Source organism: Paenibacillus sp. 102 (genome assembly GCF_039549175.1).
GTDB lineage: Bacteria > Bacillota > Bacilli > Bacillales > Bacillaceae_G > Bacillus_A.
Genome location: NZ_JBCGHT010000006.1, coordinates 83414 through 98739 on the forward strand (window position 1 = coordinate 83414; position 15326 = coordinate 98739).

General features: G+C 35.2%; 8 protein-coding genes. 4 read left to right on the top strand and 4 right to left on the bottom strand.

Going from position 1 to position 15326, the window contains the following annotated elements; genetic code table 11:
- The first annotated feature begins 11 nt into the window (after positions 1–11).
- The 3 genes from AAIE21_RS15740 (at position 12) to patB1 (ending at position 4252) form a co-directional block, all read left to right on the top strand.
- Positions 12–1412, top strand: a complete 1401-nt coding sequence (locus AAIE21_RS15740) for an O-antigen ligase family protein (RefSeq protein ID WP_343267632.1) — start codon at positions 12–14, stop codon at positions 1410–1412.
- Positions 1413–1623: 211 nt separating this feature from the next.
- The gene (locus AAIE21_RS15745) at positions 1624–3039 is read left to right on the top strand and encodes an MBOAT family O-acyltransferase (protein ID WP_343267633.1); all 1416 of its coding nucleotides are present in this window, start codon (positions 1624–1626) and stop codon (positions 3037–3039) included.
- Positions 3040–3061: 22 nt separating this feature from the next.
- Positions 3062–4252 carry a secondary cell wall polysaccharide O-acetyltransferase PatB1 gene (gene patB1 / locus AAIE21_RS15750; RefSeq protein WP_343267634.1) on the top strand — a complete coding sequence of 397 codons (1191 nt, stop codon included), beginning with the start codon at positions 3062–3064 and terminating at the stop codon, positions 4250–4252.
- 108 nt (positions 4253–4360) lie between these two features.
- Here the strand turns inward: patB1 and AAIE21_RS15755 are convergent, their stop codons facing one another.
- The 4 genes from AAIE21_RS15755 to AAIE21_RS15770 all read right to left on the bottom strand — a co-directional run bounded on the left by AAIE21_RS15755 (position 4361) and on the right by AAIE21_RS15770 (position 12319).
- Positions 4361–6946, bottom strand: a complete 2586-nt coding sequence (locus tag AAIE21_RS15755) for an S-layer homology domain-containing protein (RefSeq protein ID WP_343267635.1) — start codon at positions 6944–6946, stop codon at positions 4361–4363.
- A gap of 539 nt (positions 6947–7485) precedes the next feature.
- The gene (locus tag AAIE21_RS15760; protein WP_481858687.1) at positions 7486–9336 is read right to left on the bottom strand and encodes an S-layer homology domain-containing protein; all 1851 of its coding nucleotides are present in this window, start codon (positions 9334–9336) and stop codon (positions 7486–7488) included.
- A gap of 159 nt (positions 9337–9495) precedes the next feature.
- Complete coding sequence (gene csaB, locus AAIE21_RS15765; protein WP_343267636.1) at positions 9496–10602, bottom strand: polysaccharide pyruvyl transferase CsaB; 1107 nt, start codon at positions 10600–10602, stop codon at positions 9496–9498.
- Between the two features lie 196 nt (positions 10603–10798).
- Positions 10799–12319, bottom strand: coding sequence for a putative polysaccharide biosynthesis protein (locus AAIE21_RS15770; protein ID WP_343267637.1), 1521 nt, complete (start codon positions 12317–12319; stop codon positions 10799–10801).
- Positions 12320–12955: 636 nt separating this feature from the next.
- On the opposite strand from AAIE21_RS15770, the gene secA2 reads away from it, so the two are divergent.
- Entirely contained in the window at positions 12956–15319 is a 2364-nt protein-coding gene (gene secA2 / locus AAIE21_RS15775) for an accessory Sec system translocase SecA2 (protein WP_343267638.1), read from the top strand.
- Positions 15320–15326 lie beyond the last annotated feature (7 nt).

Sequence of the window (15326 nt, forward strand, 5' to 3'; positions counted from 1 at the left end):
TGGAGGAAACCATGGTTAACAAGTTAAACCAGACGAATAACTACTTCCCACATTTCCTGTTACTATTCATCGTGTTGCAACCAATTTTAGATTTATTAACATCTTTTTCTATTTACACATTACACATGAGTGCGACAGTCGGAATTGTAGTAAGATTTGCCTTTATGACTCTCGCTCTAGGATATCTACTTTTCAATTGGAAACAACCTGGTAATAAGAAATATGTTATATACATATTCTTATTAGGCATAACGATAGCAGCTGGTTTCATAAACAATGTGTTAGTTAAGTCTCCTTTTTATATAGGAGAAGAAATTAAATTCATTGCAAAAAGTATATACCCAATCTGTTTATTATTCGGATATATACTCGCATTCAAAGCTTTAAAAGATTTACAATACTCTTACCATAAATTAATGACTTATTTCTTATACACAACATTAATTTTAAGTATTGTTATGTTCGTCTCAATTGTATCTGGAACAGATTTCCAAAGCTATCCACATTCAAAACTCGGTTCTAGAGGATGGTTCTTTGCGGGAAATGAGTTAAGTTCCATTTTAGCAATTACGTTCCCGATAGTTGTACTTTATTCTGTACATAAAACAACTTCATTTTCAAAGGTATACCACTGGATTCCAACAATTTTTGCGATGTATGCGAGCATTATGGTTGGAACGAAGGTTGGTTACGGGGCAATTGTCATTACACTAGGCGTTGCACTTCTTTTCTCTTTTATTGAATATATGATGAACCACAAAAAAGAAGGTAAAGGCTTCGCAAAACTTGTAAATACAGTTGTTGCTCTCGTTGTACTAGGAGGTTTAGTTGTTGTAACACCGCTTACTCCGATTGCGAAAAATATGGGGATTCACTTACAGATGTATGAATATAAGAAATCAGTAAGAGACGATGAAGCAAGAAAACAAGGGAAAGTCATTAAAGAAGATCCTGAAGATGCAAAAAGAGAAGCAGAAGGAAAACTAACAGCTGGAGAAATGAACAGTTTAATTTATAGTGACCGTGATAGATTTTTAAAAGTATATAAAAAATCTTATAAAGAAGCCCCAATGTCGCAAAAATTACTCGGTATGGGCTATGCAGGAAACTATAAAGATAAAGATAAAATTAAACTAGTTGAAATGGACTTCCATGACTTATTCTTCTCCTTTGGAATCCTCGGTTTTCTAATCTATCTGTTACCATTTCTTTACTTTGGAATTCGATTACTGTTGCGAGTTATTACAAATTTCAAATCGATTCTAACGGTAAAATATATGCTACTTGCTAGCGCATTAGCCTTATCACTCGGCATCGGCTTTACAGCGGGACATGTATTAACTGCACCGGCTGTTAGTATTTTCTTTGTTGTCATATTCGCTTATCTCATTGTTGATTTGAAAGCAGACTAATGAACGTAAGAAAGTGGTATCCAAATTATGGATATCACTTTTATTTATATTTCCTCATTTTTCTCTCTAAAATAGCAATATATTTTCATCTATGAAAGCACATTCTTATAAAAGACTATATAATAGATATGTCGCATTTCACGAGAGCATATTTCCTGTTATAGAATATAAATGCTACGATATATTTTTTACAAAAAGTGAGGAGAGACATTTGGTATTTAGTAGTTCAATTTTTCTATTTATCTTTTTACCCATTGTATTATTTTTCTATTTTATCGTACCAACAAAGTTACGTAACTTTGTACTACTAATATTTAGTTTGATTTTCTACGCATGGGGGGAACCACGCTTTGTATTGTTAATGCTCTTTTCCATCGTATTGAACTATGTATTTGGTTTACTTGTACATCACTATGATACACGTAAAAATATGAAAGTTACGTTTTTAATTATGGCCATTATCGGTAATATTTTATTGCTTTCATACTTTAAATACATTACGTTTTTCATTGACATTTTAAACCAAACATTGCACCTATCGCTTCATGTAGAACCAATTCCGTTACCAATCGGAATTTCATTCTATACATTCCAAGCAATGTCTTATGTTATTGATATTTATCGTAAAGATGGAGACGTACAAAAAAATCCGCTTAACTTAGCGCTCTATATTTCGATTTTTCCGCAGCTTATTGCTGGACCAATCGTCCGCTATAATATCGTTGCGGAACAAATTAAAAAGCGTGTGCATTCTTTTGAACGTTTTGCAGAAGGGATTCAAATTTTCATTATTGGACTTGCAAAAAAAATATTAATTGCGAACCAAGTTGGGTTTGTGGCAGATAAAATTTTCGCTATGCCTCCTTCCGAACTAAGCGTCAGCACAGCTTGGATTGGAATTATTGCCTATACACTTCAAATTTATTTTGATTTCTCAGGCTACTCCGATATGGCGATTGGCTTAGGAAAAATATTTGGATTTGATTTCCCGCGTAACTTCCATTATCCATACATCGCAAAATCGGTTTCTGAATTTTGGAGAAGATGGCATATTACACTTGGATCATGGTTTCGCGATTATGTCTATATTCCACTCGGTGGAAATCGCGTCTCAAAACTAGCTAACTATCGAAATTTATTTATCGTTTGGGGACTCACAGGTTTATGGCACGGAGCAAGTTGGACGTTTATTGCCTGGGGGTTATACTATGGACTGCTGATTTCACTAGAAAAAGCAGGATTAGAAAAGGTATTACGTAAATTATGGTGGCCACTGCAACATATGTATGTACTCGTCATCGTTATGATTGGCTGGGTCTTTTTCCGTGCCGATAACTTTACGTACTCTTTTAACTACTTACAAGCACTATTCGGCTTGCAGCATCAGCCACTCACAGACGCAAATACAATGCTTTATATACATGAATACGGCGCTATATTTATCATCGCCTTTTTAGCAGCAACACCAATTATAAACTGGATCAAACACGTGATAGAACTTTCACAGAAAGTACATGTCGTTACCATTCAATTTGTACGTCCATTATTGTTACTGACCTTATTTATAATTTCAATTATGTACCTTGTCAATTCAACATATAATCCATTTATTTATTTCAGATTTTAACCGATAAGAAAGGAAAAGCATTATGAAAAAAACAGGGAATATACTTCTATTCTTGGGTTTTCTCACCATTATTTTTTCGTTTGGTATATTATCTTATTTCAAAGTAGACCGGGACGTTTCACCTGTTGAAAATCGTCCTCTTGCTCAAAAGCCTGATTTAACAATGCAAGCCGTTAAATCAGGGAGCTTTTTCAAAGACTTCGAAACATATACAAACGATCAATTAGTCGGAAGAGATGAGCTCATTAAAGAATACACGCTTGCCCAAATTTCTATGAATAGGTCGCTCATTAACGATATTATCTTAACAAATGATCAATGGTTATTAAAAAACCCTGCATGGTCACCAAAATATACTGAAATTGATCAATCCATGCCTGCAGTAGAAGAACTGTCGCGATTTCTAAAAGAACGAAACATTGAGTTTTACTTTGCTTTACCACCGTCAAAAACAAATGCATTATCATTTAAGCTACCTTCTCATATCCAAACATATGCGAAGGAAAATTTAGATTACTTTCTAAAAAAACTACCAGCAAGCGTAAAACCAATTAAAATGATGGAATACTTTGAGAAAAACTATACACAAAAAGAAATACAAAATATGTACTTTAAAACAGATCATCACTGGAATATGGACGGTGCCTTTCAAGGTTATCAATATATTATGGATACAATTAACCGAGAATCTTCTATATATAAAGGAAAAGAAGTGAAAATAGAGAATTATACACGGACATGTGCGAAATACAAACATCTCATTGGCAGCTTTAACAATCAATTGTATCAACTTATTGATGCAACTGGAGAAAAGCTATGCCACTATACACCGAAAGATGGATTTCACTTTACAAGTGCAACTGCCAAAGATCAATCTGGTACAACTTATCATACACTGGATGAAATATACGGTGTAGACAAACAAAAAGACACAACGACGTATTCAGGGTATTACACAGGCGATTATCCAGAAATTGTTTTTGAAAATAAGGATGCGCCTAATGATGTTCATGCGCTCATTTTAAAAGATTCTTTCGCAAATGCGCTTGCACCGCATCTTGCTCAAAATTTCAAACGAACTTCCATTCTTGATTTACGTCACTATCACGAAAAGGACGTCTATCAATATATAAAAGACAATCATATTAATATGGTGTTATTTGTATATAGTGACTCTAACTTAAGTGGTGAAATGTATAAATTTAAAAAGTAGAAATGCAAGAACCCCTTTCGAGACATTAGAAAGGGGTTCTTCTTACCTCAGAAGAAGCCCCGTGTAAACTACTTACACGGGGCTTCTTTTTATAAAACAATCACGCAATTATTGTTTTTGGTTGTTAAGAACGTTAACTGTTACAGCTTTTGAACCGTACTCAGTTGTTGGTTGGTTTTTATCTTTCAATACTTTGAAGACAAGTGTACCTTTGTCAGTGTATTGAGTTGTTAAAGCATTATACACATCTGTGCTGAAGTTATTGAACTTAGAATCGCTTGATGCAGAAACAGTTACATAACCAAGTGCTACATCACCTTGATCGTATCTAGCATTCGCATTTCTATCAAGGTAAACTTTACCTTGTTCTGCTCCAGCTTTTACAACGCGTACTTTATGAAGTGATTCTTTTGTTAAGTTAATGCCATTTACAATATCATCAGCATCACTTGCTGTTAAATCTAATACAGTGTTGATGTTAATTTTCTTATTAACGAAGTTTTCTACTTCTACTGGTTTGAAGCTAACAGAATCGATAGCAATTGTTTCTTGAACAACTTCGATTGTTGCTTTTCCAGATGTTGCACCATTTTTAGTTAAGTGAATATCCACTTTACCTGGTTTTTTCGCTGTTACGACAACTTTCTTACCAACAATCTTAGCTTCAGCTACAGCAGGGTTTTTAGATTCTACTTCATAACCGCCAGCAGCTAAATCTTCTGCATCAGAGTATACATGTTCTGAAGTATACTTAGATAATTGATATTCAACTGTATTTGAAACATTTAGATCAAGTTTAGTGTTTGGAGACTCACCAAATTGACCATATTTAGAAACAAGTTCGAAGTTTTTGAAGCCAACGTTACCTTCTTTAACATTTACGTATAGTGATCCTAATGTGTCACCATTTCCGTTTTGGAAGTGAATTGTACCTTCGCCAACTTTGTTACCTGTAATAGCTAACGTTTTCTTACCAATTGAACCTTCATCAGTTGTTACAACATCTAGGTTGCTAACAACACCTGTTTTTGGAAGAACTTCTTTAATTACATTAGAGTTTGCAGCAAATGGATCGCCGTATTGGTCAGTTGTTACAAATGTTACAGGTAATGCTTTATCTTGAACAACTTGTAATTTATCTGGATTTGCTTTTACGCTTGCAAGTTTACGAGAATCAGTTGTTACAGTGAAGTCGAATGTTTTTGTTACATCGCCCACTTTAACTGTAAGTGTTGCTTTACCGCTTGCTTCTGCTGTAATGTAGTTGTTTACAACAGAGATAATTCCAGGGTTTGAAGATTTCACTTCAACTGAAAGTGGGTCAACCACTTTGTCTTCACCAGCAATTGTCGCAACAACGCTTTGAAGTGATGCTTTCTCACCAGTAACTAATGTTTTGCTGTTTAATGCAAAGTCTTTTCCTGTAAGTCCATTACCGTATACGACACCATTTTTATCAGCATCTACTGCAAATACTACATCTTTAATTGCAGTAGCTTGTGCATCAAGGTTTTTCACTTTCACGATGCCAGTGTTAGAAACAGTTAAGCCACCTTTTTTCGTAACTTGTACTTCTACTTTGTAGCTACCTTGTTGGATATTCACACCAAGTTTACCAGTAGTTGAAGTAGCGTTTCCACCTTCAAAGATGTATGCTGGTGTACCGTCTAAATTATTTGCAACAAATTTGACGTCATGACCTGCTAAGTTTAAGTACTCAACGTCAGCGTTTCCTTTTTCATCATTTAATTTGAAGACAACTGCTTGACCAGCGCGGTCGTCATCAAATGTAAGTTGTTCTACAGCTAATTTCGTAACTTCGTATACGAATTTTACGTTGAATGATTGACCTTTTACTTTTACAGTAAGATCTTTGTTTGGCGCTACTTTACCGCCAAGTGTTACAACTGCAGATGTACCGTCTGCACTTGCTTCGATTCCAGTCGCTTTGTCTCCTTCAAGAGTTACATCGCTAGCGGAAAGGTTATTTAAACCAGTACCTGTTAATGTTAATTTTGTAGGTTCAGAAACAGTCACGCTTTGTACGTTTGCCTTGCTGTTATCTGGTTTTGCATATTTGCTGTCAGTTTGCGCAATAAATTTAGCAGCTTCTGCACGTGTTACGGATTTATTTGGTTTCCATCCGTTATCAGTACCATCAGAAAGACCTAAGTTAACTAGAATATTTGCATATTCTTCTCCCCAATGTCCTCTTAAGTCATCGAATTTTGTTACTAATGTACCGTTTGTTTTATCTTTTAAACCGTAAGCTTTTACAAGGATTGACGCGATAGAAGCACGGTTAATTTTTCCATTTGGATAGAAGTTTTCTTTTCCATCCCCTTGAATAATACCTGCTTTTTCAGCAGCTGCGATATATTTTGAAGCCCAATGATTTTTTGCATCTTTAAAAGATGGTTGTGCATTTTCATCGATTGGTAGGTTTAATACTAAAGCAAAAATTTTCGCCGCAGATGCACGATCTACATCTTGAGTAGGACCAAATGTACCATCTGGTAAACCATTAACAGCGCCTTTACCTACTAAATAATCAATAGATTCAGCAGCCCAATGATTTGATGGTACGTCTGGGAACGATTTACCTGCTGCTGCAACCGGAGATACAACTCCTGCTACCATTGCTGCTGTCATTGTACCTGCGATTAATTTTTTGTAAGAATTATTCTTTGCCATCCTGTTATTTCCCCCTTTAGGAATATACACTAGTTTCATCATATGTAATTTGAAAACTAGTTACTCACAAACTATCAAGCCATAAATCAAAGAAAACAAATAGGAATGCTCATATTAATAAGCAAGTGTAATATGGCATAAAATAACTATTATAGTAATAAACGTATTTTTTACCATATTGTTGAAACATGTTCATAATACTACATTCGTTTGATTCGTTACAAGTACTTTATCAAAAGAAGATTCGACATATTCTTTTAATTCTGTTAATTAAATACCTTTTATTGGTAAAATACGACTCTATCATAGGAATATATTAACAATTTATCTTCACAATGGAAATTATAGCATAAAAAATTCCTATGAATCCCAACTGCTTTTCTACAATACATGTAATCTTCAGACTATTTTTGACATTCATTCTTTATTTTCGACATAATTTACCATTTTTTTATGGTGTACATCGAAAAACATTTTAAGTTTACACAAAATTTACATTGTAACAAAAATGAAAAACAGGTAGTTACAACTACCTGTTTTTAGTGATTCACATATTCAACGTTCTCTTTGGCAATATACGCATCTGCTACGGAAGGCTCATCTGAAATGACTTTTATCCATGCTTGTCCATTTCTAATTTCTTCACCAATAACCGTTATAACTGCACCTTGGCGAACTTGATAAAGTTTGCTACTATCAGTACTTGGCAGTCGTTTTACTTCTGCATTTTTTACAGCACGTACAAGTTTATATTTATTATAATCTTTCTCACCTAAAGAGGAATCAAAGCGGGACATATGCCCAGCTACTTTCGCTCCCCAATATTGATCTGAGGCGTACTTCGAGTTAATACCAAATGCTTTATTCCCTGTATATGCCGCATCATAACGCCAGTGCGACGGATTTAAATATCCTTCATTCATATACACTTTCGCTACATATTCGATACAATCTTCTTTACTATTAAACTGTAATCCATTACCAAACGGATTATCATCTGTTGCTCGTAATCCGAACAAATTATTCTTTTCTCTTGCTAATTCACTCGTTCCGTAATTACTCTCATGCACTGCTAAAGCATATAAGAAAAGAGCATTTACATGATATTTACTTTCAACTTCTTTAAATTTCGCTCCTAGACCAATCAATGGAGAATCAGGTTTATTTGATTTTACATATTGATCAAGTTCTTCTGCTGTGTAGCTCGTTTTACTTCTTAAAGATAGATAATTGAAATATTGGTAGAATGTTTCATTTTCAAAAGTCTTACCATCTACACTATACATTTGCTGACCAGGCTTCATAAATGATGGTGCTTTTCCGTATCTATAATCTATGTAATTCGGAGTAGTAGAATAGTAGGAATAATATTTATGATATAAATATCCATCTGATTTCACATAATAATAAGATGGCTTTATCGTTCCAGCAGGATATAATGTCACTTCATTTTTCTTTACATAATAGCCATTGTAATCAGAAGTTTGTACTTTTACCCAATCTCCCTCAACTTGCAATACTTTAAATTCAGTACCGTACTGGAAATAATTCACGTAAGCTTTACTGCTATTATATAAACTAATCGTGTTTCCTTCTATCTTCTTTGCTACTGCAAATCCATCTTTGATCCAAACAAACTCACCTTTATGCTTTACAGCCGTTACACCTGTATTTTGTGCCTGCTTTACTGCTTCAGCATAAGATTGATATCGTCCAGCTTCACGCTCTTCACCATTTTGATTTACACTTGTAAGTATGTATGCTTCATTTGTATCTGTCACTTTCCCATTTTCAATCACTTGCATCATACGGTTAATAAATGCTGCTGCTGTTCCTCTTGTCGCGGGAAGACTTGGGCGGAATGTGTGATCCTCATACCCTTTAATAATCCCTGCACCCACAACAAATTGAACATGCTCTTTATATGTAATATGATCGTTATCAACAAATGTTAACGGTGCTTGTGGTGCTTGAACCTTTTTATACGTTAGTGCATTTTTCACCATAATTGCCATTTCTTCACGCGTCACATTCGCATTCGGATCAAATGTATGATCCCCACGTCCATGAATGATATTGGCACCAGCTGCTTTACTTACACCATCATATAAAACATATGTTGCTGGTACATCTGTAAAATGTGAATCAGCTGCCGGAAGCTGTAATGCTCTCGCTAAAAAAGTAGCAAATTCTGCCCTTGTCACATTCTTCTCAGGCAAATATGTATGATCTCCGTATCCCTTCATTACACCTTTTTCAATTAAAACTCGCATGTCATTCTCAAAAAAGTTTCCCGTTATATCATCCGTTGCTGCATAACTAGATATCGGATAGCTAAGTAGCGATCCTACCAATCCGAAAGTAATCATATGTTTTGAAACTCGCTTCACTGTTATCCTCCTCTTCCTTACAAACTATAAAACTCAATTTATTGACTCATAAATTATATACTAACCACAATCTAAAAATAAACGAAAATCGAAACGCTATATATTACTATAACGTTTACGAAATGACACTCATTTTTAAATAAAAAAAGAGGATGCCCTCTAAGAGTTGGCTTTCACCTTTCTTTTCGGGCATTCTCTTTCTTTTAAATCCTGAATAATATGTTTAGATGCTTTTGAAATTTGCACACGCAGTTCGCTCACTCGTTGCTCTAGTGCATGCTTCACAGTCTCTTTTTGGTGCAATTGTTTTGCCGCCATGTTATATAAGGTTTCTTCGCTCCAATCGCCATCAACACTACCAATAATCGGCTGATTTACTTGCTGTAAGAAGGAGTCTATCTTTGGATCATATGAAATACCAATCATCGGCGTGTTTGCCACTGCAGATAAAATAAGAGCATGCAGCCTCATCCCAATTAGAAGAGAACACTCCGATAAAATCGCTATTTTTTCTTGAACGTCCATTTTATATGGGAGCATATGCGCCTCTGTTCCCATCAAATTAATGATATCTCGTGATGCACTTTGATCAAATGGTCCATGCATAGGTACAAATAAAATATGATACCCCTCTTGCTTAAACTTTTTCAACGTTTCAGCTAATTTTCTCATATAGTCTTCCTTTGCATCCCAATACCGTACGCTAACCGCAATTACTTTCCCTTGTACAGAATGCTTTTGCAACCAGTTTGATTTCACATCACAATTACAAGCTAGTACTGGATCTGGAACAACTTCAACATCCTTCTTTATACCGATTTCTTTTAAATATAAAAAAGAGTCTTCGTCACGTACAGATATATATTCCGCTTTTGATACATGCCATTTTACTAATAGACGGTTTTGTCTCTTTGTAATCGGGCCAATTCCTTGTGCATAAATATAATACGGTTTCTTCAAAAAGCGTGCCAGACGCATTATACCTGTATAATAAAAAATACTTTTAATACTGGTCTTATCTTGAAGAAGACTTCCGCCTCCACTGATCAATCCATCACTTTTTTTTATCTCTTTATAAATCGCTCTTATATCCCAGCGATTTACTGCTTCGACACCGTACATTTTTTTTGTATAGTCAGGGTCATTTGAAAGTACAACAAGTTCAAGGTTAGGCTCCTCATCATGCAATGCTTTAATGATTGATTGCAAAATCGCTTCGTCCCCAACATTATAAAAACCATAATATCCTGATAAAACTAACCGCACTCTTAATCTCCTCCAACATTTCGCAATCAACTTACAAATTGCCAGCAATCTCTCATTACAAAAGATCGGATAGCTTAAAACTTTTCTCTCTATAAAATGAAAGGATTGAAATGCTTCTCTATAATAAATCCGTTCCAATTTACTACTACGCTGTCCCTTACATTACTATTCCCATTGCACAGCCCTTGCTTTCACTTTATTTACGCAAAAATGGGATTCGCTCTCTTGATATCCAGTTTAATTTCAGCGCACAAATCATATATAAAAGTGATACAACACCTAATGCAATGAAACTATACAGCAATGCGATAAAGCGCGAAGTTGTTACATTTATTATAGTAGTTAATTCATACAATCCTATTCCAAATATACAAGATATAATGATTACCGATAAAAATCCCCCAATTTTTATCGAATAAGTAAGATACTTTCTAATATAGGCGTAATTTATAGTGCAAATCATTATATATATGATAAGCGTACTATATGCCGCCCCGTCTATTCCAAACTTTCCAACAAGTATAAGGTTTAACAGTCCCTTCACAACACTTGCCCCAATGACAATCCATGCGGCCTGCATAGAACGATTGATTCCTTGTAAAACGCCTATTGATAATACCATAAAAGAGGTGAAATACGAACTTCCAATCATAATAGCTAACATGCCGCTTCCTTTTGCATCTGTAAACAAACCAATATTCAATGGTACTGTTAATGCAATGAGCCATATCGTCATTGGCGTTGTTATAACGTGTGCAAGTTGATTTGTTTGCTGCACCGTCACTTTCGCTAATTTCATATCTTTCTTTGTTAAAGCAGATGTTAATAACGGGATTAGCGGAAATACAATCGCACTAGAAAATACAACAATTAATTGTGTAAACGCAGACCCACGGCTATAAATACCATACTGCGCTTGAATCGCGCTTGCTGTTCCGTCCAATACATTCGGAATCGTTATAGAATCAATTAAATTTAATAATGGCATTGATAATGCCCCAATAGCAATTGGAATCGATACACTGAGTATCTTTTTTCCATCTCTTTTTAAATCTTGAAGTGAATACGTTATTTTCTTATAGTAATACGAGCTTTTTATATATTTCACTCTTAAATAAATGAGCGAACTGATAACGCCTAGAAAAGAACCCACCATCGCTCCGCCAGTTATAACACTGCTGCTTTTATTCCAAGTCACAAATAGATAGGCAATTGTCAGCATAAAGAATACACGAACAAATTGTTCAATTACTTGTGAAACTCCAGTCGGGACCATATCACCAAACCCTTGAAAATACCCGCGATATACTGCCATATATGGGGCAATTAAAAGCGCAAACGATGTAATGACCAATGCTAATCTTGTCTCTTGTCCCCCTAGCATTTCTGCGATTGAACTTGAGCATAGTAGAATAATCACACATCCTACTGCCCCAAATATAACACCTATAATAGAAGCAGACCTGAATAATTTAGCGATCCCTTCCTGATCATTTTGTTCATTACGTTCTGCGATTAACTTTGATATTGCAAGAGGCACTCCTGCTACTGATAAAGTTAGGGCAATCATATACACAGGAAAAACAAGCCTGAAAATACCAAGTACCTCATCTCCTGCGATATTTTGCAAAGGAATTTGAAAAAAACTTCCTAACAGTTTCGATAGAAAGGTTGTAATTGTTAAAATGGCTGCCCCTTTTACAAATTTTTTATTCATATTTCTTCTCTTTTCTTTCTATACATATATTCTAAATTCATGTAGAACTATATCTAAATCTGAAATATATTTCTTGTTCCTTCTTCGTATATATTCACAAAAACTATATATCCATCTTGATTTGCAGGCATATACATCGCGGCCATAAAAACAAAAGCGGATTTCCACTCGTTTTATTTCTCTATTTTAATGACATGAGGCTAAAAAAGACCCTGACCATGGCTAGATCCTCTCCCACCTAAAAAGAAAGATTTTATGCCGATTTTTCACTATATATAAATCGTCGCTATAAAAACAAAAGCGGATCTCCGCTCGTTTTCTCCTTTTGTTTTAACATGGCGTGGGGCTAAAAAAGGATCTGACCGCTTCTATCCATGGCTGGATCCTCTCTCCCACCCAAAAAGAAATGTTTTATGCCATTTTTTCATTATCTCATTAAATTATCATAACAAATTTATTATATATTGAATACTCTCTTTATTTTTTATACATCAAAAATAAAGAATCAATTAAAAAGTGTAATATTTACACTTAGCAATTTTTCCATCCATATTTTTCTTCTATTTACTACTTCTACTTGTTCCTCATAAACATGTGCTATAATGAAGCTATTGTCAGTAAGAGGGGTGTAATAGCATGCTGAATTCGTTCAAAAAAATATTAGGGGATTCACAAAAACGTAAGCTAAAAAAATATGAACTACTTGTTGATGAAATTAATGCACTTGAACCAAAAATAGAAGCACTACCTGACGAGGCACTCTGCCAAAAAACTGCTATTTTTAAAGAAATGCTTCAAAATGGGAAAACAATTGATGACATAAAAGTAGAAGCATTTGCCATCGTTCGTGAAGCAGCGAAGCGTGTGCTCGGATTACGCCATTACGACGTCCAGCTTATCGGTGGACTTGTATTATTAGAAGGAAATATTGCAGAAATGCCAACAGGAGAAGGTAAAACTCTTGTCTCTTCCTTACCAACTTATGTACGTGCCCTAGAAGGAAAAGGTGTGCACGTTATTACAGTGAATGACTATTTAGCAAAACGTGATAAAGAACTAATCGGCCAAGTCCATGAATTTCTCGGCTTACAAGTCGGATTAAATATTCCAGATATTGAACCTACCCAAAAAAAACATGCCTATGAGGCTGATATTACATACGGCATCGGAACAGAATTCGGCTTTGATTATCTCAGAGATAATATGGAAGCTTCATCATCCTCACAAGTACAACGTCCTTATCATTTCGCAATTATTGATGAAATCGATAGTGTCTTAATTGATGAAGCAAAAACACCTCTAATTATCGCTGGCAAAAAATCTAGCAGTTCTGGATTACATTATTTATGTGCGAAAGTAATTAAGTCATTCCAAGATACTGTTCACTATACATACGATGCGGAGACGAAATCATCTAGCTTTACAGATGAAGGCATTACAAAAGTTGAAGATTTATTTGATATCGATAACTTATATGACATTGAGCACCAAACTTTATATCACTATATGATTCAAGCATTACGTGCACATGTTACGTTCCAACGCGATGTTGACTATATCGTACATGATAACAAAATTATGCTTGTCGATATTTTTACAGGCCGCGTGATGGACGGGCGTTCATTAAGCGATGGTTTACACCAAGCAATTGAAGCGAAAGAAGGTTTGGAAATCACCGAAGAAAACCAAACTTATGCATCCATTACGATCCAAAATTTCTTCCGTATGTACCCTACCCTATCTGGAATGACTGGTACAGCGAAAACGGAAGAAAAAGAGTTTAATCGTGTATACGGAATGGACGTTATACCGATTCCAACGAACCGACCTGTCATTCGTGAAGATTTAAAAGACTTAGTCTATATGACTACTGACCATAAATATACAGCAGTACGTGAAGAAGTTATCAAACGGCATGCAAAAGGACAACCAATTTTAATTGGAACAATGTCCATCTTGCAATCTGAACTAGCAGTTCGTTACTTAGATGAAGCAAACTTATCCTATCAGTTACTAAATGCAAAAAGCGCAGAGCAAGAAGCCGATTTAATTGCAAAAGCTGGACAAAAAGGTCAAATTACAATCGCTACAAATATGGCTGGTCGCGGTACCGATATTTTATTAGGAGACGGTATACCAGAAATTGGAGGTCTACATGTTATCGGGACAGAACGTCATGAATCCCGTCGGGTCGATAACCAATTAAAAGGTCGGGCTGGTAGACAAGGTGACCCTGGTAGTTCACAATTTTTCCTTTCATTAGAAGATGATATGCTTCAGCGCTTTGCTCAAGAAGATGTGGGAAAATTAAAGAAATCATTAAAAACAGATGATAAAGGACTTATCCTTACTCCGAAAGTACATGATTTTATAAACCGTACACAACTGCTTTGCGATGGCAGTCATTTTTCAATTCGTGAATATAATTTAAAACTAGATGATGTGATTAATGATCAGCGGAATGTAATCTATAAACTTCGCAATCATTTCTTAAATGAAGAAACAAACATGATAGAAATTACCACTCCAATGATAGAGCATACAATCGATTCGATCGGAAAAAAACACCTGCTAGAAGGTATGGTTCCAGAAGAATGGAATTTTGCTAGATTAATAGAAGAATTACAATCTATTATGCCAACAGAAGAACTACCACTATTGTCAGCAAACACAGTCAATTCGATCGAAGAGTTAAACAAATTAGTAAAAGATTCGATTGCAAGTTATCTGGATAAAGTGCACGCACTAAATGATCATGCAGAACTGCAGCAAGCATTGCGACAAGTAGGGTTACACTACCTCGATCAAAACTGGATAAACCATTTAGATGCGATGCATAATTTAAAAGAAGGCATCGGATTACGACAGTATCAACAAGAAGACCCAACACGTATTTATCAAAAGGAAGGTCTCGACATTTTCTTATACACATACAGCAATTTTGAAAAAGAAATGTGCCTATATGTTGCACGGCATTTAACCGTTCCACAAAACGTATAATGAGGTG